We start from the raw sequence: 26,105 nt of genomic DNA on the forward strand, positions 1-26,105 counted from the left end.
AGAAGTCCCTGAACTCCTCCCTGACCCGCCTCCCTCCCCCTGACCTGCACTGATGATCGTTCAGGGAGGCAGGGAGGACCTGCAGGCCAGGCCCCGAAAACCCCCTCCACAACGCCTCCGCAAGGGGGTGTCCCTGCCTCCCTGATCCATGTTCGGAAGGGATTCCGCATGTACCCCGAACCCGCCCGCCACGCACCCGCCGAACGAGCCATGGAAGTCCACTACCCGGCGCCCATCACGCCCGCCGTCCCCGCGCCGGCACCGCTCGTTCCCGTCCAGCCGGGCACCATCCCGTCCGTGGCGAGCATCGTCCTGCCGGACGGCCGCATCGTCACCGGTTACGCCATCAATCCCATGCAGCCCGAACCGGTCGTGGCCAAGCCGCCCGTCTCCCGCGTGGCCGTGAACATCGCGCTCGGGGGTGTCGGGTTCCTCGCCGTGTGCGGCGGACTCCTCATGCTGACCGCCTTCATCACCGCACTGACCTCGCTGATCACCCAGCTCATCACCCTCGCCGCCGTGATCTTCGGCGGGTGGATCGCCGTGCAGGTCTTCGGCACACGCGGTCACCAGGGCGGGACCACAGTCAACATCCGCAAAGCGGTCTTCAAGCGTAACCACTTCACTGGCTGAGTCAGCCGTCAATGCCGGGGTTCGCTGCCCAGTGTGCGGACAGTTCCACCCACCACTCCGGATGTTCGTTGACAACGTGCACGAAGGCGGGAGACGACGCGCGCAGCAGGAGGGCGTAGTCCCTCCACCCATCGGAGCTCCGTATCTCGGGATTGAGCTCGTTGACCATGAGCCCGTAGTCCACCGTGTCGGCGAGCATGCGCAGGAGATTGACAACGCGCCACCGCTCAATGCCGTCCGCCGGAAGTTCGACACCGCCGTAGAAGTACGCGTGCAGCTCAGGCTCTGCCGCAATGAACGTCTCCACGTAGTGCAGTCGTTCAAGCCCGTTGTATCTTGCCGTGGCCCCGGCAATCCCGTTGTTGATCGTTGTCTGTCGCGTGAGCTCTCGTGTCTGCCAGGCAGAGACGAGCAAAGAAGCCACGACACCGACGGACGCGATCACCCCGAACAAGTCGCCCACTTCGGTCCCCCAGGTCGAAAGTACCGGGGCATTACCCAGGGCCAGTGATCGAGTAACGAACCATCCGGCAACGTGCAGTCACGCCAGGGGCAGCCCTTTCATCCCGGCAACGGCCCGGGGGCGCCTTACCTGGATGTCCTGGCCCGCTGCCGTCCCGCAAACAGGAGTCAGGCAGCTACTGGACGCCTGTACTGGGCTGGGCTATCGGAGAGTTGGGCACGCCCAGGTCTGCGCGCATGACGGCGCGCGTCTCCTTCCAACGCTCCCAGATCCAGTGAAGGTATTCCTGGATCACTTCAAGGGTGTCGCCGTCATCTGGGTTGCCTTCTTCCAGGCACTTGGTCCTGCGGTATCCCTCGGACAGTGCCCTGGACATGTCATCGAGCTGGGCAAGCACGGCTGGTGAGGCGATCATCTGGGCTTCGGCGAATGCGACATGGTGTGCGTGGCGGGATGCTTCCAGCCGCTCGCTGCCTGCTTCGGTGACGTCGTTGCGGTGCACGTTCCACAGGTGGTTCATCACCTGCATGCGATAGTGGCGGAAGGCCGCGTTCGTCTCGATGTAGCAGGCCCGGCGCATGGCGAATTCCGCCTGCCGCTGCTCACGCTGCCACTGCGCGTGGGTTGCCTGCTGCTGGCGCTCGAACTCTGCCTGCTGCGCTCTTGCGCCGGACCTCTGCGCGAGGACCGGCGCGAGCAGGGTCCCAGTGACACCTACGACCGCGGCAACCAGCGCGATAGCGGTACTTTCCACAGCGTCCCCCCATGCGTGACAGCTAGAAACCGGCCCGGTGGGCATTCCAGTGCGCCGCCAGCCACACCCGGTGCTCGGGGCGCAAGGCCAACGCGAGTGGCTTGCCGTGCAGTTCGGCGTAGACCGGATAAGCGTCGAGCCCGGGGTCGACGTCCAGCAGGTCCGTTTCCGGGTCAACAGCAATGCGGCCGTTGTCGAACAGCCCGTGCACATCCCGGCGCAACAGCAGGCCCCCGAAGTCGTGGTGCTCGCCGCTTTCGGCATAGCTGTACAGGTGCGCCGCCTCCAGCACATCGGCAGGGGCCGGACCGGTAACGGCGCACTGCTGGCCCTGCTCTTCCAGCAGCGCAGCCCGGAACTCCGCCTGCCCCACCCGGGCGCGGACCCTAGCGAAGCGGTGCCCGCCCGCGATGAGCACCCGCCGGTACCTGGTGCCGGCCAGAGCGGACACCGCCGCGGCATCCGCCCGCCCGGTCGCCAGCAGCGCATCGCGCAGCTTCTCCCAGCGGGCGGGGCGCATGCTCAACTGTGAGTTCGGCGAGTCACACAGCGCCCGGAGCTGAGGCCCGGTCAGCAGGCCGCGCCCGTCAACCCAGCGCCGGCTGTACCGGGACAGGTAGGTCGTGACCGGCTCTACCTTCTGCCCCGGAGTGTCAAAGGTGGCACCGCACTGCTTGCAGCGGCATGCCGGGGACATCCGCGAACGCCGCTTTATGTCGGCCCTCCCGCAGCGGGGACAGAAGTACCGCGTCTTGTCCTCCGTGCCGGTGTCGATGCCGTCGATGACCGAGACGCCGATCAGTTCCCTCTTGTCCCACAGCGCGACGACATCCCCCACAGCCAGACGGGCGTGGTTGGGCACCGTGCTGTCCCACCGGTAGTACTCGCGCGGGTTGTCTTCGTAGCCGTCATTCCCGCCGTGCTCGCGGGCATCGCCCACGGCCAGCAACAGCCACGCATCCGTCATCACATCCCCCTCGCAGTCCCACAGACCGGGGCAGCCGCTCTCTCGGCAAAAGACCGCGGCTGCCCCTCACCCCAGCTCAACCAGAGAACTGGAGAGGTCAAGCATGACCCAACCCACTGGCATCCGGCACCGTATGGGCCAACTCCCGCGCCTGCTGGACCTGTTCTGCTGCCAGGGCGGCGCCGGAAAGGGCTACGCCGACGCCGGCTTTGACGTGACCGGCGTCGACATCGCCCCGCAGCCCCGCTACCCGTTCCGGTTCGTGCAGGCGGACGCGATCGCGTTCGTCCTCGAACACGGCGCAGAGTTCGACTTCATCCACGCGTCCCCACCCTGCCAGCACGACAGCAAGTGCCAGCGCATCCAGAAGCGCGAGCACCCCGACCTGATCGCCTCCACCCGCACGGCCCTGGAAACGACCGGGCGCCCGTGGGTGATCGAGAACGTCGGCGATGCGGTGCCCAAGCTGCGCGATCCCGTGATGCTGTGCGGCCCAATGTTCGGCCTCGCGACCTACCGGCACCGGTTCCTCGAAGCCGGCGGAGGCTTCACCCTCCCCCAGCCATACCACCCCCAACACACCGTTCCTCAGGCGAAGATGGGCCGCCCGATCCCACCCGGCTGGTACGGGCAGTTCGTCGGCAACTTCTCCGGCGCCGACCACGCCCGGCAGGTGATGGGCGTGCCGTGGATGAACCGCGACGGCATCCGCGAGTGCATCCCGCCCGCCTACGCCCGCTGGACCGGCACCCATGCCCGCTACAGCCTGCAAGCGGGGGCGGTGGCCGCATGAACGAGCACCTCATGCGCGCCGCGCTGGAAGCCGCCCGACGCGGCTGGCACGTCTTCCCGCTCCGTCCCGGCACCAAGCGCCCCGCCCTGCACGGTGAACGGTCCTGCACCGGTACCGGGCCGTGCGCGAGCGGACACCTGAAATGGGAGCAGCGCGCCACCACGAACCCCGACCGCATTCAAGCCGCCTGGTCCCAGGCCCCGTTCAACGTCGGCATCGCCACCGGACCATCCGGCCTGCTCGTCGTCGACCTCGACATGCCCAAGACCACAAGCAGCAAGGGCAGTTCGGACGCGCCTGACGGCGCGGCAACCTTCGCAGCGCTCTGCGAGCGCGCCGGGCATGCCGTCCCCGACACCTACCGGACCCGGACCGCGAGCGGCGGACAGCACCTGCACTTCACCGCCCCACCGGACGTCCGGTTGACCAACACAGCAGGCAGCATTGCCCCGTTGGTCGACACCCGCGCAGCCGGCGGGTACGTCGTCGCGGCGGGCAGCATCACCCCCACCGGATCCTACGAAGCCCTCAACGCCCCTGTAGCGGCCCCGGTGCCCGGATGGCTGCTGAGCATCCTGAAACCGGCCCCCAGGCCGTCACAGGCACCCCCGCGGGCCGTAGCGGGGCAATCTAGCCGATATGCGGATGTAGCGTTCGACAACGAGGTGCTCAGCGTTGCCACCGCCGCCGACGGCACCCGCAACGCCACTCTGCTGCGCGCCGCCCGCGCTCTGGGACGGTTCATCGCGTCCGGCGACCTCACCCGCGTACGGGTTGAGGACGCTCTTAGAGAGGCAGCGGGGGCCAACGCCACACAGCCTCAGCGCTACTACGACGACGTGATCCGACGCGCTCTCGACTGGTCGATCACCCACAACTCGCCCCGGGGCAGGGTCACATGAGGACACCCCAGCCCTCTAAGAGCCCCACCCCCACCACGACCCGTCCCAGCCCCGCCGAACTCGCCTCGCCACGGGCGGACTTGGGCGAACCGAAGAGCGTCGCCGAAGGCATCCCCACTGCTGTTGTCCCTGACCCGCAGCAGGGCGACGGCCGGTACCCGGTCGCGTGGCTGACCATCTGCACCCCTCGCGGCGCCACCCCGACCGCCCGGTCGACGTGCCTGTGCGGCAGGGAACGCCGCGCGTTCGGCGCACGCCAGGTGCTCACCCTGATCACCGACCACGAAGCCCACCGCGACACGTGCCCGCTCCGGGCCCCGCAGGAAGGGAGGACGGCCGCATGACGAACCGCCCCGACACCCAGACCGAGGAACTGCCCCCGCCCTCCAACCCGTTGGCGGTCGCGCGCCGACTGCTGCCCGACTGGCAGAGCGAGGACGGCAAGCTCGTATTCCGGCGCTGGCGTGCCTCGTGGATGCGCTGGACCGGTACCTGCTGGCGCGAGATCGACGAGGCACAGATCCGCAAGGCCATGTACGAGCGCCTCGAACACGTCGTCTTCCTCGCTCCCACCAAGGACGGGGAGACCGAGGAACGCGACTGGGCACCCACGAAGCAGAAGATCAGCAACCTGCTCGACGCGCTTGGCTCCGTCACCCTGGTACCCACCGACACCGACGCCCCCTCGTGGATCGACGACCAGGGCGCCCCCGAGCAGGACCAGGGCCTGATCGTGGCCTGCGAGAACGGCCTGTTGCGCATCCACGACCGCGCCCTGCTCCCGCACGGACCGGGATTCTTCAACCTCGGCTCCGTGCCCTTCGCCTACGACCCCGCAGCGCAGGCGCCGACCTGGGAACGCTTCCTGGCGCAGGTCTGGCCCGACGACGCCGACGCCATCGCCGCACTCCAGGAGTGGTTCGGCTACGTCCTGTCCGGCCGCACCGACCAGCAGAAGATCCTGCTCATCGTCGGCCCCTCCCGATCCGGCAAAGGCACCATCGCCCGCGTCCTGAAGACCCTCGTCGGAAAGGAGAATCTCGCCGGCCCCACCCTCGCCGGACTCGGCACGAATTTCGGACTGTCGACCCTCGTCGGCAAGCCGCTCGCGGTCATCTCTGACGCCCGCCTGTCCGGCAACGACAACAGCCAGGTCGTGGAACGACTGTTGACCATCTCCGGTGAGGACACGATCGACGTCGACCGCAAGTACCGCGAGGTGTGGACCGGGAAACTGCCCACCCGGCTGATGATGCTGTCCAACGAGCTGCCGCACTTCGGCGACTCCTCCGGGGTCATCGCCAAGCGGTTCGTGCTGCTCAGCATGCGGTTGTCGTGGCTGGGCAAGGAGGATCCCACCCTCGTCGACCGCCTCACGGCAGAGATGCCCGGCATCCTCAACTGGGCCCTGGACGGCCTGGCCCGCCTTCAGCGCACCGGCCGGATCACACAACCGCAGTCCAGCCGCGAAGCGGTCACCACCATGCAGGACACTGCCTCACCCACCAGCGCATTCGTCCGTGAGCGCTGCACCACCGGACCCGCGTGCACGGTCCCCGTCGACGCCCTGTGGACGGTCTGGCGCGAGTGGGCCGAAGACAACGGCGTCCGCGCCGGCACCAAACAAGTCTTCGGCCGCAACCTGCTCTCCGTCGTGCCCCAACTCAACCGCACCCGCCCCCGCGCACCCTCGGGCGAGGAACGGATCGCGACCTACAACGGCATCGCCCTCAACGGTTGAGCCCACAATCCGCCGGGTCGCGGCCCATCGCGACCCACAGCCCCTGACCTGCGGTTTCTCTCGCACCCCATCGCGGCCCATCGTGGCCCAGCCCGCCCGACGCTTGGGCCGCGATGGGCCGCACAACGACCGCACAAAATCGCAGGTCACAGGCTTGGGCCGCGATGGGTCGCGACCCACAGCATTGTGACGCCAACCACACCCCGCCCCGCCTCGCCCTCTCCTCACCCCAGGGAGATCTCCACATGAGCACCCCTACCCGGCGTCGTCACATCCCTGCCGACCCGTGGCTGGACCTGAGCGATGCACTCGTAGAAATCGGCATAACCCGCGCCACCTGGTACCGCTGGCGTAATCGCGGCTACGGGCCTGAAGCCAAGCGCACGCAGACCGGCCGCATCCGTGTGCGCCGGAGCGTTCTCGACGCCTTTCTCGACGGAATGGATGCCGCGTGACCGAGTGGAGCTACACCGTAAAGATCTGGGCCATCCGCAAGCGTGACTATCGGAAGCCCTACCAACTCCGCTGGAAGGTGGGACTGCGCCCCCACTCGGAATCGTTCCTGACGTTGGGCCTGGCGGAAAGCCGCCGGGCCCAACTCGTCACGGCGGCACGCGACGGCGAAGCATTCGACGTGGAATGCGGCCTGCCGAAGTCACTGGTCGCCAAGGACCGGGACATCTCGTGGTACGAGCACGCACGCAACTACATCGAGATGAAGTGGGACCACTCCCCCGCGTCGACCCGCCGCACTCTGGCCGAAGCCATGGCGACCGTGACGCCCGTGTTCGTGAAGGACACCAAGGGCATGCCGGACGCGCGAGCCGTCCGCGCAGCCCTCTACGGCTGGGCTTTCAACATGAAGCGCCGCAAAGAGGAGATTCCCCCCGACGTGGCCAAGGTTCTGGACTGGTTCGACCGCAAGTCGCTGGCTACGTCGGCGCTCTCTGACCTCATTCGCGTACGAGCCGCTCTCAATGCCGTCTCCCTTCGGCTGGACGGCAAGACCGCATCGGCGGGAATGATCAGCCGAAAGCGTGCAATCTTCTACAACTCCCTTGAGTACGCGGTGGAGGCCGAACTCCTCACCGACAACCCGCTCACCCGCATCAAGTGGAAAGCCCCCGAACAGGTGGTCGAAGAGGTCGATCCGGCCTGCGTGCCGAACCCTCGGCAGGCAGGCAAGTTGTTGGCCGCCGTACGAGACCAAAGCCCGCGCGGTCGACGTCTCGCGGCGTTCTTCGGCTGCATCTACTACGCGGCGGCACGGCCGGCCGAAGTCATCGGCCTACGGCGCCGGGACTGCGACCTGCCCCGGCGCGGATGGGGCCTGCTCCGCCTCAGGGACACCCGTCCCCGCGCCGGTACGGCCTGGACGGACAGCGGTGAAGCGCACGACAAGCGCGGCCTGAAGCACCGCCCGCGGAAGGCCGTCCGGCACGTGCCGATCCCGCCCGAACTGGTCGCCTTGCTGCGGTGGCATCTCACCGCGTACGGCACGGCCACCGACGGGCGCGTGTTCCAGACGATGCGCGGTGGGCTGGTCCAGGACACGGGCTATGGCGAGGTCTGGGCAGAGGCTCGCACCCGAGCCCTGACCAGCAGTGAGTTCGAGTCTGTGTTGGCCAAACGTCCGTATGATCTTCGCCACGCTGCGGTGTCCACTTGGCTCAGCTCTGGCGTAGAGCCTCAGCTCGTTGCCGAGCGCGCCGGCCACAGTGTGGCGGTGCTCTTCCGGGTCTACGCCAAGTTCCTCAAGGACGGCGACGACGCTGCCAACTCCAAGATCTCCGCTCGGCTGGGACAGGGCAGCTGACGGGGCCCGAAATCCCGTCCACGCCCCGTCCACACACTTCGAGACAGGGCGTTCGAATGCGAGACAGAGCGAGACAGCACTTGAATCGCCACAGCGCATGACGAAGGGCCCGTGACCTGCACTGAATGCAGGTCACGGGCCCTTCGTTTCCGTGTGGCGGCGCCAGGGTTCGAACCTGGGTAGGCTAAGCCGGCAGATTTACAGTCTGCTCCCTTTGGCCACTCGGGCACACCGCCGGGGACGCTACCGCTCGAACCGCTTTTCGGCGGTGTTTCGTGGCAACGACGTAAACGATACCCGATGCCCAGGGGTGCTTCGCCACCCGATTGACCGGCGCTCGGAGGGGAGGGGGTGGCTACGCTTATGCGGATGCGGCCCGGGGCCTACACCGGGCTCGGCGGCTGCCCCGAAGCACGCCGATACGCAGTGACACGCATCGATACGCACCCCGATACAAGGAGCCACAGGACATGGCCGACTCCAGTTTCGACATCGTCTCGAAGGTCGAGCGGCAGGAGGTCGACAACGCCCTCAACCAGGCCGCCAAGGAGATCTCGCAGCGCTACGACTTCAAGGGCGTGGGTGCCTCGATCTCGTGGTCCGCCGAGAAGATCATCATGGAGGCGAACTCCGAGGATCGGGTCAAGGCGATCCTCGACGTCTTCCAGTCCAAGCTGATCAAGCGCGGCATCTCGCTGAAGGCGCTGGACGCCGGTGAGCCGCAGCTCTCCGGCAAGGAGTACAAGATCTTCGCGTCGATCGAGGAGGGCATCTCCCAGGACAACGCGAAGAAGGTGGCGAAGATCATTCGTGACGAGGGTCCCAAGGGCGTGAAGGCTCAGGTGCAGGGCGACGAACTGCGGGTCAGCTCGAAGAGCCGCGACGACCTCCAGGCCGTGCAGGCCCTGCTCAAGGGCAAGGACTTCGACTTCGCGCTGCAATACGTGAACTACCGGTAGAACCGCGCTTCGCGCGTCCGCCGCGCACGGGTACGAGGAAGGGTGGGCACCCGTCGGTGCCCACCCTTCTCGCCTGCCGGCTGCGGCATGGGCGCGCGCTGGGACCCGTCCTAGTTGCGCGAGTTGCCGAACAGGATGCGGTAGGCGATCAGGAGGACGAGCGCGCCGCCTATCGCCGAGGCCCAGGTGGCGCCGTCGTAGAAGTTCTTCGCGACCGGGTGGTCCAGCCAACGGGCCGAGATCCAGCCGCCGATGAACGCGCCCGCGACACCGATGATGGTCGTACCGATGAAGCCGCCCGGGTCGCGGCCCGGCAGCAGGAATTTGGCGATGGCTCCGGCCAACAGTCCCAGGATGATCCAGCTGATGATGCCCATGCCGTGAACCTGCCCTCTCACGCTGTGCTTGCACTGATCCGGAGCTGTGAATTCCGCCCGGACAGGCTGTGTTCGTAGGTCCTTGCGCACGGCCTGTCGCTGCATGTTCCGCCGTGTCGATGAACAGGACGTCACGGATCCGTGTGGTGGTTGCAGGCATCGGTGACGTGGCGCCGTGGTGGTGATCACTGCCAGAGCCGGAACTCGCGCCCGAACCCGAGTTCGAGTTCGAGCCGCTCAGGATGCCTGTGCTGTCGTGCGTATGCGGAAGTCGGTCCACGGTGTCGGTTCGGCGGCGTCTTCGTCGTCCTCGTACCAGCCCGTGCCGTCGAGCCAGGCGCGCAGCCAGTCGGTGAGGCTGGGCGCGTCGACGTACCACGCCTGGTCGGCCTCGTCGGCGTTCGGTTCGTAGAGGAGGACCGTGGCCTGCGGGGATCGGCAGTCCACGCACGCGTACATCGCGCAGCCCCAGTGGGATATCGGCAGGACGCCCTCGGGCCAGGGCCAGTCGGGGTCCTTGTGTCCGCTCGCGCGGTTGGCGAGGTACTGCGGGACGGCGGCGGGCTCGCCGGCCGGCTGATTGTCGAGGAGGGGCAACAGGCCGTACTCCGGGCCGAATCCGCCGTCTCCTATGCGCGTGTAGAGCGCGGCGAGCAGCGGGGCAGGCGGAAGCCCAGGGCGGCCTCGGCGCGGGTCACCGTGGCCTCGTCCACGGGGGCGGGGAGTGAAGTCCAGCCCCACGGGCGGGTGTTGCGGGCCTCGGCGGCCACCCGTGTCAGCAGTTGCTGCTCGTTCTCGGTCATGGCTTCATGGTGCCGCGCGCCACTGACAATCGGGCCGGCCTGTGGACAACCCGGCGGTTGTGGAAACCCTGCTGGTCGTGCGCCGGGGTCGGCGGGCGTCGGCCTGTTCGCGGTTCGCCCTCGGGTGTGCGGCCGAGGGCGTCGTTCGTCTCCCGCGCAGGGCCTCTGCCCTACGTCAGCGGGTGGCGAACGGCTGGTCCGTAGGCACGATTTCGCGGCCCAGGGGGAACAGCGAGACCGGGATCAGCTTGAAGTTGGCGATGCCGAACGGGATGCCGATGATCGTGATGCACATGGCGATGCCGGTGACGATGTGGGCGAGGGCCAGCCACCAGCCCGCGAGGACCAGCCACAGGACGTTGCCGATGCAGGAGGGGGCGCCCGCGTCCCGGCGCTCGACCGTCGTGTACCCGAAGGGCCACAGGGCGTAGACGCCGATACGGAACGCGGCGATGCCGAACGGGATGCCGATGATGGTGATGCACAGCAGTGCGCCGGCGAGCAGGTACCCGAGGAACAGCCAGAAGCCGCTCAGGACGAGCCAGATGACGTTCAGGATGGTTTTCACTGAGGGCGACCTGCCATTTTCTCGAGCCGGGCGATGCGCTCCGCCATCGGCGGGTGTGTCGAGAACATCTTGGAGAGTCCCTGGCCCGGGCGGAAGGGGTTCGCGATCATCATGTGGCTCGCGGTCTCGATACGGGGCTCCGGGGGCAGCGGAAGCTGCTTGGTGCCGGCGTCGAGCTTGCGCAGCGCGCTCGCGAGGGCGAGGGGGTCTCCGGTGAGCTGGGCGCCGGACGCGTCCGCCTCGTACTCCCTGGAGCGGCTGATGGCCAACTGGATGAGGCTGGCCGCGAGGGGACCCAGGATCATGATCAGCAGCATGCCAAGGATGCCGGGGCCGTCGTCGTCGTTCGAGCGGCCGATCGGGATCAGCCAGGCGAAGTTGACCAGGAACATGATCACCGAGGCGAGGGCGCCGGCGACCGACGAGATCAGGATGTCCCGGTTGTAGACATGGCTGAGTTCGTGGCCGATGACTCCGCGCAGCTCGCGCTCGTCCAGGATGCGCAGGATGCCTTCGGTACAGCACACGGCGGCGTTGCGCGGGTTGCGGCCCGTCGCGAAGGCGTTGGGGGCCTCCGTGGGCGAGATGTACAGGCGCGGCATGGGCTGGCGGGCCTGGGTGGAGAGGTCACGGACCATCCGGTACAGGGCCGGGGCCTCGAACTCGCTCACCGGACGCGCGCGCATCGCGCGTAGCGCCAGTTTGTCGCTGTTCCAGTACGCGTACGCGTTGGTGCCCAGCGCGATCACGACCGCTACGACGAGCCCCATGCGGCCGAAGAAGCTGCCGATGACGATGATGAGTGCGGACAGTCCCCCGAGGAGAACTGCGGTCCTGAGCCCGTTGTGCCGGCGGTGCACGGTACGCCCTCCAAATCGTGCAGCAGGGGAACCCTTTGCTTGCTGATCTCTGATTGCCACCGGTGTCGTGGTGTCACGTCCAGTGGACCCTCCCGTACTGGTCAACGCCAGGCGGGAGGCACTAGTTCCCTTGTGCGTACGGCGCCGGGCGTGGGCTGTCCGGGTGAGGACGTTGGTATGTGCCGTTGGCTCAGAAGAGGCCGGTGCCCGCGAAGCGCAGGACCAGTTGGGGTGCTCCGGAGAGGGCGATTCCGAGGGCGCCGGTGAGGGCGAGCGCGGCGGTGAGGGGGGCGGGGACTCGGTGCTTGGCGTGCTCGCCCTCGGGGGCGCGGAACAGCAGGGCCGTCCACTGGAGGTAGTAGAAGAGCGCGATCACCACGTTGACGGCCATGACCACGGCCAGCCAGCCCAGGCCCGCGTCGACGGCCGCCGAGAACACGGTGACCTTCGCGAAGAGCCCGATGACGCCCGGCGGCAGTCCGGCGAGGCACAGCAGGAAGAAGGCCAGGAGCAGGGCTGCCAGGGGGTTCGAGGCGTACAGGCCTCGGTAGTCGCTGATGCGGTTGAGGGCTCTGCCACGGCCCACCAGGGCGGCCACCGCGAAGGCGCCGAGGTTCACGGCGGCGTACATGAGGGCGTAGGCCACGGTGGAGCCGATCGACTTCTGGGCGTCCTTGGAGTACGCGGCGGCGGCGATCGGTACGAGGAGGTAGCCGGCCTGGCCGACGGAGGACCAGGCGAGCAGCCGTACCGCGCTGTACGCGCGCGTGGTCTGTTGGCGCAGGGCGCCCAGGTTGCCGACCGTCATGGTGAGGGCGGCCAGTACGGCGAGTGCCGGGCCCCATACGTCGGCGTACGACGGGAAGGCGACGACGGTGACGAGGATCAGGCCGGAGAAGCCCACCGCCTTGCCGACGACCGACAAGTAGGCGGCGATCGGGAGGGGCGCTCCTACGTAGGTGTCGGGTACCCAGAAGTGGAAGGGGACGGCGGCCGTCTTGAAGGCGAAGCCGATGAGGGTGAGGGCGACGCCCGTCTGGGCGAGGGTGTGGAACTGGCCGTCGACGTGCTGGATGCGGTCGGCGATCCGGGTGAGGTACAGGGTGCCCGTGGTGGCGTAGACGAAGCTGACGCCCATCAGGCTGACCGCGGTCGCGGTGACCGAGGACAGGAAGAACTTGAGGGCCGCTTCGGCGGACTTCTTGTCGCCGTGCCGGATGCCGACGAGGGCGAAGGCGGGCAGGGAGGCGACCTCCAGGGCGACGATCAGGGTCGCGAGGTCGCGGGAGGCGGGCAGGAGGGCGGCGCCTGCCGCGGAGGACAGCAGCAGGAACCAGTACTCCCCTTCGGGGAGTCCCTTGTCGGCGTCCTTCAGTGTGGTGATCGACAGAAGGGCAGCCAGGAGGGCGCCGCCGAGGACCAGGAACTGGATGACCAGGGTGAAGCGGTCCGCCGTATAGCTGCAGGCTGTCGCGTCGCCGGTGAGGCAGAAGGTGACGCGGTCGCCGTCCAGGAGGGGCAGCAGCATCAGGGCCGAGGCCGCCAGGCCCGCGACCGACACCCAGCCCAGGAGTGCTTTTCTGGCCTCCCGGAGGAACAGGTCGGCGACGAGGACCACCAGGCCGACGACCGCCGTGATGGTGGGCGGTGCGATCGCCAGCCAGTCGACGGACTGGACCATCGACTCCGCGAGAGGCTGGGCCAGGGCGCTCATCGGGTGCCTCCTGAGAGGAGTTGCTGCACGGCCGGGTCGGTCAAGCCGAGGAGTGCCTTCGGCCACAGGCCGGCGGCGACGGTGAGGGCGACGAGCGGGGTCCAGGCAGCGAACTCGTACGTCTGGACGTCGGCGAGTTTCGGTGCTTCCTGCGCCACGGCGCCCATGCAGACGCGGCGGACCACGGCGAGCATGTACGCGGCGGTCAGCAGGGTGCCGAAGGCCGCGATCGCCATGAAAGTGAGGAAGGCCGGGCGGCTGAGGTCGGCGGCGGGCTTGAACGCGCCGAACAGCGCCAGCATCTCGCCCCAGAATCCGGCGAGTCCGGGCAGTCCGAGCGAGGCGACGGCGGCGAAGGCGAGCAGGCCGCCGAGGCGGGGTGCCTTGCCGTAGAGGGCGGCGCCGGTCTCCTCGGCGAGGGTGTCGAGGTCGGTGCTGCCCGTGCGGTCCTTGAGGGCGCCGACGAGGAAGAACAGCAGGCCGGTGATGAGTCCGTGGGCGATGTTGGCGAACAGCGCGCCGTTCACGCCGGTCGGGGTCATTGTCGAGATGCCGAGCAGGACGAAGCCCATGTGGCCGACGGAGGAGTAGGCGATGAGGCGCTTGAGGTCGCCCTTCGCGCCCTGTTTCGCGAGGGCGAGGCAGGCCAGGGAGCCGTAGATGATCCCGACGACGGCGAAGGCGGCGAGGTACGGCGCGAAGGTGTGCATGCCGTCGGGGGCGATCGGCAGCAGGATGCGGACGAACCCGTACGTGCCCATCTTCAGCATCACGCCGGCCAGCAGGACCGAGCCGACGGTCGGGGCGGCGGTGTGTGCGTCGGGCAGCCAGCTGTGCAGGGGCCACATCGGGGTCTTGACCGCGAGCCCGATCCCGATCGCCAGAACGGCGATGACCTGCACGGATGTGGTCAGCGACCGGCCGTTGTCAGTGGCGAGTGCCACCATGTCGAATGTGCCCGCCTTGATTCCGATGAGGAGCAGGCCGAGCAGCATGACGACGGAGCCGAGCAGGGTGAAGAGGATGAACTTCCAGGCGGCCTGGGTCCGTTGGGCACCGCCCCAGCGGGCGATGAGGAAGTACATCGGGATGAGGACGGTCTCGAAGGCGAGGAAGAAGAGGATCAGGTCGAGGACGGCGAAGGTGGCGAGGGTGCCGGACTCCAGGACGAGGATCAGGGCGACGAATGCCTTCGGGGACGGGCCCGCAGGCATCTTGAAGTAGGAGTAGAGCGCGCAGAGGAAGGTCAGCAGCGCGGTCAGGACCAGGAGGGGGAGGGAGATGCCGTCGATGCCGAGGTGGATGCGCACGTCGAGTGCGGGGATCCAGCTGATGTCGGTCGTGGCCTGCATCTTCGACGGATGGTCGTGGTCGAAGCCGAGCGCGAGGACGATCGCGGCGATGAGGATCACGCCGGTCACGGTCATGCCGTGCCGTAGTACGGCCTGTTCGGGCGACTTCCCCTTCAGTCCCGGCGGGGCCGGCAGCAGAGCGGCGACGGCGCCAAGAAGCGGGCCGACGACGATGAACGCCAGAAGGACCTGCATCACGGACTCGTTGATATCGATCACGCCTGCTCACACTCCCGTGGCGACGAGGAGGACGGCGACCGTCAGGACGACGGTGCCGGCGAGCAGCGCGCTCACATAGGTCTGCATATTGCCGTTCTGGGCGCGCCGTACGGCGGCTCCGAGCAGGCGGGGCAGGGTGCCCGCGCCGCGTACGTAGGTGTCGACGACCTCGCGGTCGAGGAACCGGACGAGACTCGCCGCCGCCGTCACCGGGCGGACGAACAGGGCCGCGTACACGGCGTCCAGGTGGAAGCCGGTGGCCGCGTGGCGGTGCAGCGGGCCGAGCAGGAGGCGGCCCGGGTCCGCCGGGTCGGGTGCCGATGCCACGTCTCCGTAGGCGGCTGCGTGGCTCGCGATGGCCTCGGCCTCGACGAGTCCGGCGTCGCCCTCCGGGTGGGCCGCCACGGCACCCATCGGTGCGCTGCCCGCGAGTGCGGTGGTGTGCCGCCAGGCGCCGTAGGTGACGATGCCGCCGACGAGGGCGACGCCCGTGCCCAGCACCGAGGTGGTGAGCGTCGGGGTCAGGTCGTGGCCGTCGAACCAGTTGGGCAGAGCGCGGTACGCGAGTCCGCCGAGGGCGAGGGACGGGACGGCGAGCACCCACAGCACGGCGTTCATGGCCACGGGCTGCCTGCCGTGGTCGGGGGCCTCAACTCCCCGTCCGTGGAAGGCGAGCAGCCACAGGCGCGTCGCGTACGCGGCGGTGAGGAGGGCGGCGAGCAGACCGGCGACGAGGACGATCCAGCCCGCCGCGCCGGGGATGTGCTCGGTGTCTCCGGTGGCCGCGTGTTCGGCGGCGCCGAGGACGGACTCCTTGGAGAAGAAACCGCTGAACGGCGGGATCGCGGCGAGCGCGAGGAGCGCCACGGTCATCGTCCAGAAGGCGTCGGGGACGCGGGCGCGCAGGTTGCCCATGCGGGACATGGCGGCGAGTGAGTTGGTGCCGGAGGCGTGGATGACCACGCCGGCCGCGAGGAAGAGCAGCGCCTTGAAGGCGCCGTGGGAGAGGAGGTGGAAGACGGCGGCACCGCGGTCGCCGACGGCGAGGGCACCGCTCATGTAGCCGAGTTGGCCGATCGTCGAGTAGGCGAGGACGCGCTTGATGTCGTCCTGGGCGAGCGCGGCGAGGCCCGAGCCGGCCATCGTGACGGCGGCCATGACGGCGAGGACGACCATCGCGGCCGAGGATGCCTCGAAGACCGGGAGGAGACGGGCGATGAAGTAGACACCGGCGGCGACCATCGTCGCGGCGTGGATCAGCGCGGAGACGGGCGTGGGACCGGCCATCGCGTCGGGGAGCCACGTGTGCAGCGGGAACTGCGCCGACTTGCCCGCGACGCCGGCCAGGAGCAGCAGGGCGATCAGCGTCGGGTGGTGCAGCCCGCCGCTCGCGACGGTGCTCAGGATCTTGGTGATGCGGAAGGACCCGGCGTCGGTGGCGAGCGCGAACAGGCCGATCAGGAAGGGGACATCACCGAGTTTGGTGACGAGGAAGGCCTTGATGGAGGCGGCGCGGGCCTCCGGGGTCTCCCAGTAGTGGCCGACGAGGAAGTAGGAGCAGATGCCCATGACCTCCCAGCCGACCAGCAGCACGATCAGGTCGCCGGAGTAGACGACGAGGAACATCGCGGAGGTGAAGAGGGAGACGAGCGCGGCGTACGAGGGGTAGCGCGGGTCGTCGCGCAGGTAGCCCGTCGAGTAGATCTGCACACAGGTGGCGACGAAGGCGACCAGGACGGCGACGAGGGCGGCGAAGCCGTCGATGTGCAGGGCGAGTTCGACGGGGACCGAGCCGGTGGGCGTGAGTTCGGTGGCGGAGTCGACGGCCGCGTCGCCGCCCTGGCGTACGGCGACGATCGCGGCCAGCGCGAGCGCGGCGAGCGACGGCAGGACGGCGAGCGGGCGGACGAAGCCGGGGGCGGTGCGGCCCAGGAGCAGGCCGGCCGCGGCGCCCAGGAACGGAAGGAGGGGGACGAGGACGGCGAGGGTGGTCGTGGTCACGCGGTGGCCTCAGCCTTCTCGGCCGCGGGGGGCTCGGTGGTGCCTTCGCTGTCAACGGCGTCGCTGTCCGGGCCGTCGGTTTCGTGGCCCTCGGCTGTGTCGCGGAGCTTGTCGATGTCCGAGGTACCGCGGCCGCGGTAGACGGCGAGGACGATCGCCAGGCCGATGCCGATCTCGGCGGCGGCGATGGCGATGGTGAACAGGGTCAGGGCCTGGCCGGAGTGCAGCTTGTCCTCGGCGGTCCGGCTGAGCCAGACGTCGAAGGCGACCAGGTTCAGGTTGACGGCGTTGAGCATCAGCTCGACCGACATCAGGACGAGGATCGCGTTGCGGCGGGCGAGGACGCCGTAGATGCCGGTGCAGAAGAGGAGGGTGGCGAGCACGGCGGGATAGACGAGGTGCATCAGCGGGCTCCCTTCTGCTTGGTGCCGTTGTTCTGCTCGGTGCCGTTGTTCTCCTCGGTCCCGTCGTTCTGATCGGTCCCGTTCTGATCGGTCCCGTTCTCCTCGGTCAGGTTTCGCTTGGTCGGATCGTTGCCTTGAGACCGGCCATTTCGCCTGAACGTGTGATTACGGGAATCCGGGACTGATGGGGAACTACCGGTCGCACCCCGGGAGTTCACAGGGGGAGAGCTCAGCTCCGACTTCGTCTTGCGGGACAGGACGATCGCGCCGACCAGTGCCGCGAGGAGAAGGACGGAGAGGGCCTCGAAGGGGAGGACCCAGTTCTGGAACAGGCTCGCGCCGGTCACCGCGGTCGAGCCGGCGGCCGGACCGTCCAGGTCCATCCAGGTCGCGCGGAAGGCGTCGACGACGACCCAGACCAGGGCCGCCGCGGCGGCGACGGCCACGGCGAGGGCGGCCCACCGGTTGCCGGAGTCGGCGTCCGGGGAGCGGCCGATGGGGGCCTTGGTGAGCATCAGACCGAAGAGAAGGAGGACCACGACGGAACCGACATAGATGAGGACCTGCACCCAGGCGATGAACTCGGCGGTGAGGAGGAGGTATTCGACGGCGAGACCACCGAGGGTCACCACGAGCCACAGGGCGGCGTGCACCAGCTGCTTGGTGGTGACGGTGACGAGGGCGGCGCCGAAGGTGACCAGGCCGACGAGGAGGAAGGCGATCTCGACGCCGGTCGGGGAGAGGAAGCCGGGGGTGTGGGGGGCGGCGACTGTTGCCGTGGCGTTGACAGTGACGGTGGCGGTTTCGGCGAGGGTCACGACTGTCCCTCCGGCGGCTCGGTGGGGTCGACGGGGTCGGTCTGCGGGGCCTCGGTGGGCTCGGGCTTCGCGGCTTCGGTGACCTTTGCGGGTTCGGCGGGATCGGCGGGCTTTGTGGGCTCGGCTGGCTCGGCCCTGGCAGCTTCGGTGAGTTCTGCGGGGTTGGTCTGCGGAGCCTGGGTGACCTCTGCGGGGTTGGTCCGCGGAGCCTCGGTGACCTCTGCGGGCTTGGTCTGCGGGGTCTCGGTGACCGCTGTGGAGTTGGTCTGCGGGGTCTCGGTGACCTCTGCGGCTGGCGTGACCGCTGCGGCTTGCGTTGCCTCTGCGGTGGCTGCGGCTTCCGCGGCCTGCGCTGCCTGAGCCGTCTGCGCTGCCTGACTCGCCTGTGCCGCCTGCGTCGCGGCCAGCTTCTCGGCCGTCTTGTGGGCGGCGGCGATCTCCTTGGGTTCCTCGGCGCCGGGATCGAGGGCGGGTGGGGCCGGGACGGTCCACATCCACTCGCGGAGCTTGTCGCGTTCGTGGGTGAGTTCGTGGATGTCGGTCTCGGCGTACTCGAACTCCGGGGACCAGAACAGCGCGTCGAAAGGACAGACCTCGATGCAGATACCGCAGTACATGCACAGGGAGAAGTCGATGGCGAAGCGGTCGAGGACGTTGCGGCTGCGCTCACGGCCGCCGGGGGCAGCCGCCGGGACCGTCTCCTTGTGGGAGTCGATGTAGATGCACCAGTCGGGGCACTCGCGGGCGCAGAGCATGCAGACCGTGCAGTTCTCCTCGAACAGGCCGATGACTCCGCGGGTGCGGGGCGGGAGGTCGGGCTGGGTGTCCGGGTACTGCTCGGTGACGGTCTTCTTCGTCATCGTGCGCAGGGTGACGGCCAGGCCCTTGGCCAGGCCGGAGCCGGGGATCGGGGCCATTACAGGAACACCACCTTCACGATGCCGGTGAGGGCGATCTGAGCGAGGGAGAGAGGGACGAGGAGGGTCCAGGAGAGCTTCTGGAGCTGGTCCTCGCGCAGGCGGGGATAGGTGACGCGGAGCCAGATGACGACGAAGGCGAGGAGCCCGGTCTTCAGCAGGGTCCACACCCAGCCGAGGCCGTCCGCGCCCCACGGGCCGTGCCAGCCGCCCAGGAAGAGGACGGTGGTCAGGCCGCACAGGACGACGATTCCGGCGTACTCGGCGAGGAGGAAGAGGGCGAAGCGGAGACCGGTGTACTCGGTGTAGGCGCCGAAGATGATCTCGGAGTCGGCGACGGGCATGTCGAAGGGAGGGCGCTGGAGTTCGGCCAGGCCCGCCACGAAGAACACGATCGCGCCGACGATCTGCCAGGGCAGCCACCACCAGTGGAAGGCGTCGAGGATGCCGGGGAGGGAGACCGTGCCGGCTGCCATCGCCACGGAGGCGGCGGTGAGCAGCATGGGGAGTTCGTAGGCGAGGAGTTGGGCGGCGGTGCGGAGGCCACCGAGGAGGGAGAACTTGTTGGCGGAGGCCCAGCCGGCCATGAGGGAGCCGAGGACGCTGACGCCCATCACCGCGAGGACGAAGAAGATGCCCGCGTCCAGGACCTGGCCGACGGCGCCCTCGCTCGGGCCGATCGGGATGGCGAGGAGGACGAGCAGGTACGGGAGGAGGGCGACAGCGGGGGCGAGTTGGAAGATACGGCGGTCCGCGCCCGCCGGGACGATGTCTTCCTTCTGGGCGAACTTCACGCCGTCCGCGACGAGTTGGGCCCAGCCGTGGAAGCCGCCGGCGTACATCGGGCCGAGGCGGCCCTGCATGTGGGCCATCACCTTGTGCTCGGTCTGACCGACGATCAGGGGGAAGGTGAGGAAGACGACGAAGACGACCAGGAGTCGCAGGGCGACGTCGAGCGCGTCGTTCACTGCGAGCCTCCTGCGGGGGTGTCGGGGGTTGGGCTTTCGGGGGTGGGGGCTTCAGGGGTTGGATCTTCGGAGGTGGGGGGCGCATCGGGTCGTTCAACTGCGTCCGGGTCAGGTGCAGTTGCGGCCGAGTCCGACTCGGGCTCTGGCTTCGGCTCGGACTCCGGCTCCGGCTCCGGCTCGGCGAATGCTGGGCGGGCGTTGTGCCACGGGGCGTCCGCGCTGCGGGGTGTGGTGGTGGGCTGGGCGGTGCTGCCCTCTCGTGCCGGCGCCGGTCCCTGTGCCGGTCCCTGTGCCACTGCCGGTCCCTGTGGCGGTTCTGCCGCAGGGGTCGATTCCGGTTCCACCGCAGGTGCCGGTGTCTGTGCCGACGCCTGTTGCGATGCCGAGCCGCCGCTCGCGCTGCGCGAACGGCGAGGGGGCGTCGCGCTCGTCGCCTGTTGACTCGCCGAGCCCTCCGAGGCGCTACGCGCCCGGCGCGGCCCAGCAGGCGGCACCGCAGGCCCGCCAACACCCTCGGCCGACTGAGCCTGCACCTGCGCCTGCCCCTCGGTCGGAGGCACCGCACCCTCAACAGACGGCGCCGCACTCCCAACCGACGGCGCTTCACTCCCAGCCGGCGGCACCGCACCCTCTCCCGAAGGCACCGCACCCCCAGTCGGCACCCCCTGACTCGCCGACCCCTCCGAAGCCGAACGGGTCCGCCGTACAGGGCGATCGCCAACCGCACGAGCCGGAGGCTCACCCACTGCACGCACGGGACCGTCACTCGCCGCACGGCCCGGAGTGTCACCCGCCGCACGCACCGGACCGTCACCCACCGCACCACCCGGAGACTCACCCGCCGCACGCACCGGACCGTCACCCACCGCACCACCCGGAGACTCACCCGCCGCACGCACCGGACGATCGCCACTCGCCCGTGCCGGACGCTCCCCCGCCCCACGTACCGGACGGTCACCCGCAGCCCGGGCCGGGCGGTCGCCCGCAGCCCGTGCCGGACGTTCACCCGCAGCACGCGCCGCTCCCCGCGCCGGTCGTGCCGGAGCCGCCGGAAGCTGGCCCTTCAACGGGCCCCACTCGTTCGGGTCGGGGACGCCCGGCGGGAGCATCTGGCGGCGCTTCGGGCCGCCGTGGTCCGACTCGCCCGGTTCCTTCGCGCCGGGCCAGGCCTTGGCGACTCGGGCCGCGAGGACGAAGTCCTTGCGGAGGGGGTGGCCTTCGAAGGTCTCCGGGAGGAGGAGGTGGTCCAGTGCCGGGTGGCCCTCGAAGTCGACGCCGAACATTTCGTGGGTCTCGCGTTCGTGCCAGGCTGCGCCCGCGTAGACGTCGACGGCGGTGGGGAGTGCCGGAGTCTCGTGCGGGACCGTCGTACGGACGAGGAGGCGGCGTACCGGTGCCAGTGCCACGACGTGGGCCGAGACGTGGAAGCCGGTGCCTGGTTCGTCGACCGCGCTCAGCCAGTCGAAGTAGGTGCAGCCCAGGTCGTCGCGGGCGGTGCGCAGGGCGGCAAGCCAGGCGGTGGGGGGTACGTCGACCGTGAGGAGGTCGTAGGACTCCTCGGCCGTGGCCTCCGTACCGAACAGTTCCTCGACCGGAGCGGGCAGCCAGCCGACGGCGGTCATCGGGCATCCCCCGAGCCGGAGTCGGAGGACGAGCCTGCACCCGCAGAACCCCCGTCAGGCACCGGCGCCGGCACCAACCCGCTCTGCAGCGCCGCCGTAGAAGCCCGGCCCCCCGTCACCCCGTACCGCTCCCCCAGTGACTCCCGGGCGATCTTCTCCTGGAGTTTGAGGATGCCCTGAAGGAGGGCCTCGGGGCGGGGCGGGCAGCCGGGGACGTAGACGTCGACCGGGATGATCTGGTCGACGCCCTTGGTGACGGAGTAGGAGTCCCAGTACGGGCCGCCGCAGTTGCTGCACGCGCCGAAGGAGATGACGTATTTGGGCTCGGGCATCTGCTCGTAGAGGCGTTTCACGGCCGGGGCCATCTTGTCCGTGACCGTGCCCGAGACGACCATCAGGTCCGCTTGGCGCGGGCCGGGCGCGAAGGGGATCACGCCGAGGCGGATGAAGTCGTGGCGGGCCATGGACGCGGCGATGAACTCGATGGCGCAGCAGGCGAGTCCGAAGTTGAAGACCCAGAGGGAGTAGCGGCGGCCCCAGTTGAGGACCACCTTCATCGGTTCGGGGGCGAGGCGGGCGAGGGCGCCCAGGCGTTTCGGCTCGGGGAGGTACACCGGCTCCGGCAACATCACGGGCTCGGGGGTCACGTCCATGCCAGGACGCCCTTCTTGTATGCGTACAGCAGGCCCACGGTCAGGAAGCCCAGGAAGATGAACATCTCGACGAGGGTGGTCGCGCCGTAGCCCGGCGCGGCGAAGACCGTCGCCCAGGGGAAGAGGAAGATCGAGTCGACGGCGAAGATGACGTACAGGAACGCGTAGACGTAGTAACGGACTTGGGTGTGGGCCCAGCCCTCGCCGACGGGGTCGACGCCGCACTCGTACGTCAGGAGTTTCTCGGGGGTGGGGACGACCGGGCGCAGCAGACGGCCGGCGCCGAAGGCCACCGCGACGAAGAGCACGCCGACGACGGCGAGCAGTCCCACGACGGAGTAGGACCGGAAGTAGTCCACCGAGTCCGCCGCGACGGCCACGGTCGGCTCCCGCAAGGTCCCCCGAAAGGTCTCCGGCAACATCTCCCGCAAGTCCGACCCCTCCTCATCCCTGGCGAACGGTGACCGGCGAACGGCGCCCGACGGTTCGGCCCGATGCTCCGCCGCCGCACCGCCGCATCACCACACCGCCGCTACCCCGGTGACCCAAGTGAACTCTGTGTTCGACGATCTGTACGCACGGGAGTCTAGGCCCTGTTAAAGGGACGGTAAGCAGCCCGTCACGCCTTGAACTCCCCCGGAGATGACCCGCGACGCCCCGCGACGCCCCCGAGATGTCCCCGAGATGCCGTGGTGGGGTTTTCCCCAGCAGACCTGGGCGGCGGACCTCATGGCGCTGGGGCGCGCCACCCGGCACGCTGGCCCATATGACCGTACGCATCCCCTACGCCGACCCGGCGGCACCCGGCGGCGAGCTCGACGAGCCGTTGCCGCCGGCCCGCTTCGCCTACGACAGACACACCTGGAAGGAGATCGCGCATCTCCTGACGAATCTGCCGGTGTCGGTGTTCGGCTTCGTCTATGTGGTGACGATGCTGGCCATCAGCGGCGGGCTGACCGTCACCGTGGTCGGGTTCCCGCTGCTCGCGCTGGGGTTGATGGGCGCGCGGCTGATCGGGAAGTTCGAGCGGGGCCGGGCCCGGCGGCTGCTCGGGGTGCGGATCGACGAGCCGAGCCCGTTGCCGTGGCGCAAGGGCGGCGGGCTGCTGCAACGGGTGTGGATGGCGCTGAAGGACCCGGTCGGCTGGCGGACGGTGCTGTACGACGGGATGCGGTTGCCGTGGGGCATCGTCACCTTCACCGTCACGCTGACCTCGCTGTTCGTGCTGTGGCCGGTGCTGCCGTTCATCGCGCGCGGGCTGGCGAACGCGGACCGGGCGATGGTGCGCGGCCTGCTCTCCCCCTCGGACGAACTGGAGCGCCGTATCGCCGAGTTGGAGTCGGACCGGGGTGTCGTGGTCGACACGGCGGCGGCCGATCTGCGGCGCATCGAGCGCGATCTGCACGACGGGGCGCAGGCCCGGCTGGTCAATCTGGCCATGGGGCTGGGCCTGGCCAAGGAGAAACTGCTGGAGGGCCAGGCCGACGAGCAGGTCGCCGCGATGGTCGACGAGGCGCACGGCGAGGTGAAGCTGGCGCTCCAGGAACTGCGGGACCTTGCGCGCGGCATCCACCCCGCCGTCCTCACCGACCGCGGGCTGGACGCCGCCCTCTCCTCCGTCGCCTCGCGCTGCACGGTGCCGGTGAAGGTGACCGCCGACCTCGGCGCGCGCCCGGCCGCCGCCATCGAGGGCATCGCGTACTTCACCGTCTCCGAGCTGCTCCAGAACATCAGCAAGCACAGCGGTGCCCGTACGGCGTCGGTGGACGTGTGGCGGGCGGAGGACCGGCTGCTCATCCAGGTCTGGGACGACGGCCGCGGCGGCGCCCGCCTCGACGGCGGCACCGGCATGCGCGGCCTCGCCGACCGCCTCGGCGCGGTCGACGGCCTCTTCGTCCTCGACTCACCACCCGGCGGCCCCACGACGGTCACGGCGGAACTGCCGTGGCGGGAACGGACCGCCTAGCCGTGGCGAGCAGAGACAGCGCCCCCACCGCCACAACCACACCCGCCTACGCGGGGCCCCGCCGACCTGGGCCGGGGGTAGGGAAAACCCCCCTCCCGAGAGGCCGACGGACTCCATGGTTCGCGGACCTGCGGCACAGCAGTCTGGAGATACGACAGCACGGCTGCGGAAACGAGTAGAACGGGACGACGTCAATGGCCACGGAGTACGGGCAGGGGTACGGATCGCACGGCACGTTCGATCTCGACGAACGGCTCGACGAACGGTTCGACGAACGGCGCCGGCACCGGCTGCCGACCGCGCTGCGCGCACCGCTGGAGGCGCGCAGTTGGCGGGAGTTCGGGTATGTGCTGCTGAGCCTGCCGATCAGCATCCTGCTCTTCACCTACGCGGTCACGATGGTGTCGCTGGGGGCGGGCCTGCTGATCACGTTCCTCGGTGTGCCCGTCCTGGCGGGCGCGCTGGCCGGCTGCCGCGGGTTCGGCGCGCTGGAGCGGGCGCGGGCCCGCCGGCTGCTCGACCTGGACGTCGCCGCCCCCGAGCCGCTGCGCATGAAGAAGAACGGTCCGATGGCCTGGATGGGCGCCGTCCTCAAGAGCGGCGCGTCCTGGCGCCATCTGCTGTACGCGGTACTGCACTTCCCGTGGGCGGTCTTCTCCTTCGTCGTCGCCCTCAACTTCTGGGCGTACGGCTGGGCGCTGCTGACGTACCCGCTGTGGTTCTGGCTCTTCCCGATGTACGGCGGTGGGGGCGGCCTTCAGCTCTACGGTGACGAGCACCACCGGATCTATCTGGACAACCCGTTCGAGATCACGGTGACCGCGCTGGTGGGACTGCTGTTCACGCTGGCCACGCCGTGGATCGTACGGGCGTTGACGATGGTGGACCGGCTGATGGTGCACGGGCTGCTGGGACCGTCGACGCTGGCGACGCGGGTCGTGGAGCTGGAGTCGGACCGGGGTGTCGTGGTCGACACGGCGGCGGCGGATCTACGACGGATCGAGCGCGACCTGCACGACGGGGCGCAGGCCCGGCTCGTGGCCCTGGCCATGGATCTGGGGCTGGCGAAGGAGAAGCTGACGGAGGACCCGCAGGCGGCGGCGCGGATGGTGGGCGAGGCGCACGGTGAGGTGAAGACGGCGTTGCAGGAACTGCGGGATCTGGCGCGCGGGATCCATCCGGCGGTGCTGACGGACCGGGGGCTGGATGCCGCCCTGTCCTCCGTGGCCTCGCGGTGCACGGTGCCGGTGCAGGTGGACGTGGATCTGCCGGCGCGGCCGGCGGCGGCCATCGAGGGGATCGCGTACTTCACCGTCTCGGAGTTGCTGCAGAACATCAGCAAGCATGCGAAGGCCACGTGGGCCGCGGTGGATGTGTGGCGGGTGGAGAACCGGCTGATGTTGCAGGTCGTGGACAACGGGGTGGGAGGCGCGGATGCCTCCGGCGGTTCGGGGTTGGCCGGTCTTGCCGGGCGACTGGACGCGGTGGACGGGATTCTGGTGGTCGACTCACCGGTGGGTGGGCCTACCCGGATCACGGCGGAGCTGCCCTGGCGGGGCTGAGGGACTGACGGGCTGAGGGGGTTCAGGGCTTGAGGCGTTGAAGCCTTGAGCCCGCTGCCCTGCCCTCTGGGGCCTGCGCTGAAAAGCCAACCCCCGCCCTGAAAAGCGAACCGCCCCACAAGCCAGATGACACCGCCCCACACCGAGAAGCGACCCCCCAACTACCCCGCCCCCTGGCCTGAACCCCCACCCCCACCCCCCGATTCCAGTCCCCCGGACGCACCGAGGTCCGAATACTGGAATGCTGGGCCTGTCGTGTGGACGGACGCGAAC

Annotated in this window: 25 protein-coding genes, 1 tRNA gene and 2 pseudogenes; 10 read left to right on the forward strand and 18 right to left on the reverse strand. The window is 69.3% G+C overall.

Going from position 1 to position 26,105, the window contains the following annotated elements:
• The first annotated feature begins 168 nt into the window (after positions 1 to 168).
• Positions 169 to 633 carry a hypothetical protein gene (locus OG714_RS21815; protein ID WP_406123300.1) on the forward strand — a complete coding sequence of 155 codons (465 nt, stop codon included), beginning with the start codon at positions 169 to 171 and terminating at the stop codon, positions 631 to 633.
• A 1-nt stretch (position 634) separates the two neighbouring features.
• Here the strand turns inward: OG714_RS21815 and OG714_RS21820 are convergent, their stop codons facing one another.
• From OG714_RS21820 to OG714_RS21830, 3 genes are all read right to left on the reverse strand, one after another.
• The gene (locus OG714_RS21820) at positions 635 to 1,096 is read right to left on the reverse strand and encodes a hypothetical protein (RefSeq protein WP_406123302.1); all 462 of its coding nucleotides are present in this window, start codon (positions 1,094 to 1,096) and stop codon (positions 635 to 637) included.
• Between the two features lie 175 nt (positions 1,097 to 1,271).
• Positions 1,272 to 1,850: a hypothetical protein gene (locus OG714_RS21825; protein ID WP_406123304.1), complete on the reverse strand. Its 579-nt coding sequence runs from the start codon at positions 1,848 to 1,850 to the stop codon at positions 1,272 to 1,274.
• A gap of 22 nt (positions 1,851 to 1,872) precedes the next feature.
• A complete protein-coding gene (locus OG714_RS21830) occupies positions 1,873 to 2,817 on the reverse strand; it encodes an HNH endonuclease (RefSeq protein WP_406123306.1) in 945 nt (314 codons plus the stop codon).
• Positions 2,818 to 2,920: 103 nt separating this feature from the next.
• On the opposite strand from OG714_RS21830, the gene OG714_RS21835 reads away from it, so the two are divergent.
• The 6 genes from OG714_RS21835 (at position 2,921) to OG714_RS21860 (ending at position 8,069) form a co-directional block, all read left to right on the forward strand.
• Positions 2,921 to 3,610: an SAM-dependent methyltransferase gene (locus OG714_RS21835; protein WP_406123307.1), complete on the forward strand. Its 690-nt coding sequence runs from the start codon at positions 2,921 to 2,923 to the stop codon at positions 3,608 to 3,610.
• On the forward strand, positions 3,607 to 4,512 hold the full coding sequence (locus OG714_RS21840; protein WP_406123308.1) for a bifunctional DNA primase/polymerase: 906 nt from the start codon (positions 3,607 to 3,609) through the stop codon (positions 4,510 to 4,512). The genes OG714_RS21835 and OG714_RS21840 overlap by 4 nt, the downstream gene beginning before the upstream one ends.
• On the forward strand, positions 4,509 to 4,856 hold the full coding sequence (locus OG714_RS21845; protein ID WP_406123309.1) for a hypothetical protein: 348 nt from the start codon (positions 4,509 to 4,511) through the stop codon (positions 4,854 to 4,856). The genes OG714_RS21840 and OG714_RS21845 overlap by 4 nt, the downstream gene beginning before the upstream one ends.
• Positions 4,853 to 6,253 (forward strand): phage/plasmid primase, P4 family, encoded by a 1,401-nt coding sequence (locus tag OG714_RS21850; RefSeq protein ID WP_406123311.1) that lies wholly within the window; start codon positions 4,853 to 4,855, stop codon positions 6,251 to 6,253. The genes OG714_RS21845 and OG714_RS21850 overlap by 4 nt, the downstream gene beginning before the upstream one ends.
• Before the next feature lie 245 nt (positions 6,254 to 6,498).
• Complete coding sequence (locus OG714_RS21855) at positions 6,499 to 6,708, forward strand: helix-turn-helix transcriptional regulator (protein ID WP_405973574.1); 210 nt, start codon at positions 6,499 to 6,501, stop codon at positions 6,706 to 6,708.
• Entirely contained in the window at positions 6,705 to 8,069 is a 1,365-nt protein-coding gene (locus OG714_RS21860) for a tyrosine-type recombinase/integrase (protein ID WP_406123314.1), read from the forward strand. The genes OG714_RS21855 and OG714_RS21860 overlap by 4 nt, the downstream gene beginning before the upstream one ends.
• A gap of 154 nt (positions 8,070 to 8,223) precedes the next feature.
• Here OG714_RS21860 and OG714_RS21865 read toward each other — a convergent pair.
• Positions 8,224 to 8,305 (reverse strand) — tRNA-Tyr (locus tag OG714_RS21865).
• Positions 8,306 to 8,539: 234 nt separating this feature from the next.
• Here OG714_RS21865 and OG714_RS21870 point away from each other — a divergent pair.
• Complete coding sequence (locus tag OG714_RS21870; protein ID WP_406123315.1) at positions 8,540 to 9,028, forward strand: YajQ family cyclic di-GMP-binding protein; 489 nt, start codon at positions 8,540 to 8,542, stop codon at positions 9,026 to 9,028.
• Positions 9,029 to 9,138: 110 nt separating this feature from the next.
• On the opposite strand, the gene OG714_RS21875 is transcribed toward OG714_RS21870, so the two are convergent.
• From OG714_RS21875 to OG714_RS21940, 14 genes and pseudogenes are all read right to left on the reverse strand, one after another.
• The gene (locus tag OG714_RS21875; protein WP_019061143.1) at positions 9,139 to 9,405 is read right to left on the reverse strand and encodes a GlsB/YeaQ/YmgE family stress response membrane protein; all 267 of its coding nucleotides are present in this window, start codon (positions 9,403 to 9,405) and stop codon (positions 9,139 to 9,141) included.
• Positions 9,406 to 9,642: 237 nt separating this feature from the next.
• Positions 9,643 to 10,208 (reverse strand): annotated as a pseudogene (locus tag OG714_RS21880) (SMI1/KNR4 family protein).
• 175 nt (positions 10,209 to 10,383) lie between these two features.
• Positions 10,384 to 10,776 carry a YccF domain-containing protein gene (locus OG714_RS21885; RefSeq protein ID WP_403656990.1) on the reverse strand — a complete coding sequence of 131 codons (393 nt, stop codon included), beginning with the start codon at positions 10,774 to 10,776 and terminating at the stop codon, positions 10,384 to 10,386.
• Complete coding sequence (htpX, locus tag OG714_RS21890) at positions 10,773 to 11,636, reverse strand: zinc metalloprotease HtpX (RefSeq protein WP_359608928.1); 864 nt, start codon at positions 11,634 to 11,636, stop codon at positions 10,773 to 10,775. The genes OG714_RS21885 and htpX overlap by 4 nt, the downstream gene beginning before the upstream one ends.
• Before the next feature lie 190 nt (positions 11,637 to 11,826).
• Positions 11,827 to 13,350, reverse strand: coding sequence for an NADH-quinone oxidoreductase subunit N (locus tag OG714_RS21895; RefSeq protein WP_406123318.1), 1,524 nt, complete (start codon positions 13,348 to 13,350; stop codon positions 11,827 to 11,829).
• Complete coding sequence (locus OG714_RS21900) at positions 13,347 to 14,921, reverse strand: NuoM family protein (protein ID WP_406123319.1); 1,575 nt, start codon at positions 14,919 to 14,921, stop codon at positions 13,347 to 13,349. The genes OG714_RS21895 and OG714_RS21900 overlap by 4 nt, the downstream gene beginning before the upstream one ends.
• A 6-nt stretch (positions 14,922 to 14,927) precedes the next feature.
• A complete protein-coding gene (locus OG714_RS21905) occupies positions 14,928 to 16,922 on the reverse strand; it encodes an NADH-quinone oxidoreductase subunit L (RefSeq protein ID WP_406123321.1) in 1,995 nt (664 codons plus the stop codon).
• A complete protein-coding gene (gene nuoK / locus OG714_RS21910) occupies positions 16,919 to 17,326 on the reverse strand; it encodes an NADH-quinone oxidoreductase subunit NuoK (protein WP_406123323.1) in 408 nt (135 codons plus the stop codon). Before nuoK ends, OG714_RS21905 begins: the two co-directional genes overlap by 4 nt.
• Positions 17,326 to 18,144, reverse strand: a complete 819-nt coding sequence (locus OG714_RS21915; protein ID WP_406123325.1) for an NADH-quinone oxidoreductase subunit J — start codon at positions 18,142 to 18,144, stop codon at positions 17,326 to 17,328. Before OG714_RS21915 ends, nuoK begins: the two co-directional genes overlap by 1 nt.
• A 292-nt stretch (positions 18,145 to 18,436) precedes the next feature.
• Positions 18,437 to 19,061: pseudogene (locus OG714_RS21920) on the reverse strand (NuoI/complex I 23 kDa subunit family protein); the annotation flags it as partial.
• Positions 19,061 to 20,029: an NADH-quinone oxidoreductase subunit H gene (locus OG714_RS21925; RefSeq protein WP_406123327.1), complete on the reverse strand. Its 969-nt coding sequence runs from the start codon at positions 20,027 to 20,029 to the stop codon at positions 19,061 to 19,063. The gene OG714_RS21925 and the pseudogene OG714_RS21920, both read right to left, overlap by 1 nt.
• Complete coding sequence (locus OG714_RS21930) at positions 20,026 to 21,651, reverse strand: NADH-quinone oxidoreductase subunit C (protein ID WP_406123329.1); 1,626 nt, start codon at positions 21,649 to 21,651, stop codon at positions 20,026 to 20,028. The genes OG714_RS21925 and OG714_RS21930 overlap by 4 nt, the downstream gene beginning before the upstream one ends.
• The gene (locus OG714_RS21935) at positions 21,648 to 22,304 is read right to left on the reverse strand and encodes an NADH-quinone oxidoreductase subunit B (RefSeq protein ID WP_406123331.1); all 657 of its coding nucleotides are present in this window, start codon (positions 22,302 to 22,304) and stop codon (positions 21,648 to 21,650) included. The genes OG714_RS21930 and OG714_RS21935 overlap by 4 nt, the downstream gene beginning before the upstream one ends.
• Complete coding sequence (locus OG714_RS21940) at positions 22,295 to 22,699, reverse strand: NADH-quinone oxidoreductase subunit A (protein ID WP_406131904.1); 405 nt, start codon at positions 22,697 to 22,699, stop codon at positions 22,295 to 22,297. The genes OG714_RS21935 and OG714_RS21940 overlap by 10 nt, the downstream gene beginning before the upstream one ends.
• Positions 22,700 to 23,070: 371 nt before the next feature.
• On the opposite strand from OG714_RS21940, the gene OG714_RS21945 reads away from it, so the two are divergent.
• Together OG714_RS21945 and OG714_RS21950 are read left to right on the forward strand one after the other, a co-directional pair.
• A complete protein-coding gene (locus OG714_RS21945) occupies positions 23,071 to 24,270 on the forward strand; it encodes a sensor histidine kinase (RefSeq protein WP_406123333.1) in 1,200 nt (399 codons plus the stop codon).
• Positions 24,271 to 24,464: 194 nt separating this feature from the next.
• Positions 24,465 to 25,832 (forward strand): sensor histidine kinase, encoded by a 1,368-nt coding sequence (locus OG714_RS21950; RefSeq protein ID WP_406123334.1) that lies wholly within the window; start codon positions 24,465 to 24,467, stop codon positions 25,830 to 25,832.
• Positions 25,833 to 26,105: the final 273 nt, after the last annotated feature.

It is taken from the genome of Streptomyces sp. NBC_00989 (assembly GCF_045162655.1).
Lineage (GTDB): Bacteria > Actinomycetota > Actinomycetes > Streptomycetales > Streptomycetaceae > Streptomyces.

Bases quoted from the DNA above. Each gene is read 5' to 3' on its own strand.
- OG714_RS21815 (WP_406123300.1), top strand. From the start codon at position 169: ATGTACCCCGAACCCGCCCGCCACGCACCCGCCGAACGAGCCATGGAA.
- OG714_RS21830 (WP_406123306.1), bottom strand. From the start codon at position 2,817: ATGACGGATGCGTGGCTGTTGCTGGCCGTGGGCGATGCCCGCGAGCAC.
- OG714_RS21835 (WP_406123307.1), top strand. From the start codon at position 2,921: ATGACCCAACCCACTGGCATCCGGCACCGTATGGGCCAACTCCCGCGC.
- OG714_RS21840 (WP_406123308.1), top strand. From the start codon at position 3,607: ATGAACGAGCACCTCATGCGCGCCGCGCTGGAAGCCGCCCGACGCGGC.
- OG714_RS21845 (WP_406123309.1), top strand. From the start codon at position 4,509: ATGAGGACACCCCAGCCCTCTAAGAGCCCCACCCCCACCACGACCCGT.
- OG714_RS21850 (WP_406123311.1), top strand. From the start codon at position 4,853: ATGACGAACCGCCCCGACACCCAGACCGAGGAACTGCCCCCGCCCTCC.
- OG714_RS21855 (WP_405973574.1), top strand. From the start codon at position 6,499: ATGAGCACCCCTACCCGGCGTCGTCACATCCCTGCCGACCCGTGGCTG.
- OG714_RS21870 (WP_406123315.1), top strand. From the start codon at position 8,540: ATGGCCGACTCCAGTTTCGACATCGTCTCGAAGGTCGAGCGGCAGGAG.
- OG714_RS21875 (WP_019061143.1), bottom strand. From the start codon at position 9,405: ATGGGCATCATCAGCTGGATCATCCTGGGACTGTTGGCCGGAGCCATC.
- OG714_RS21895 (WP_406123318.1), bottom strand. From the start codon at position 13,350: ATGAGCGCCCTGGCCCAGCCTCTCGCGGAGTCGATGGTCCAGTCCGTC.
- nuoK (WP_406123323.1), bottom strand. From the start codon at position 17,326: ATGCACCTCGTCTATCCCGCCGTGCTCGCCACCCTCCTCTTCTGCACC.
- OG714_RS21930 (WP_406123329.1), bottom strand. From the start codon at position 21,651: ATGACCGCCGTCGGCTGGCTGCCCGCTCCGGTCGAGGAACTGTTCGGT.
- OG714_RS21935 (WP_406123331.1), bottom strand. From the start codon at position 22,304: ATGGACGTGACCCCCGAGCCCGTGATGTTGCCGGAGCCGGTGTACCTC.
- OG714_RS21945 (WP_406123333.1), top strand. From the start codon at position 23,071: ATGACCGTACGCATCCCCTACGCCGACCCGGCGGCACCCGGCGGCGAG.
- OG714_RS21950 (WP_406123334.1), top strand. From the start codon at position 24,465: ATGGCCACGGAGTACGGGCAGGGGTACGGATCGCACGGCACGTTCGAT.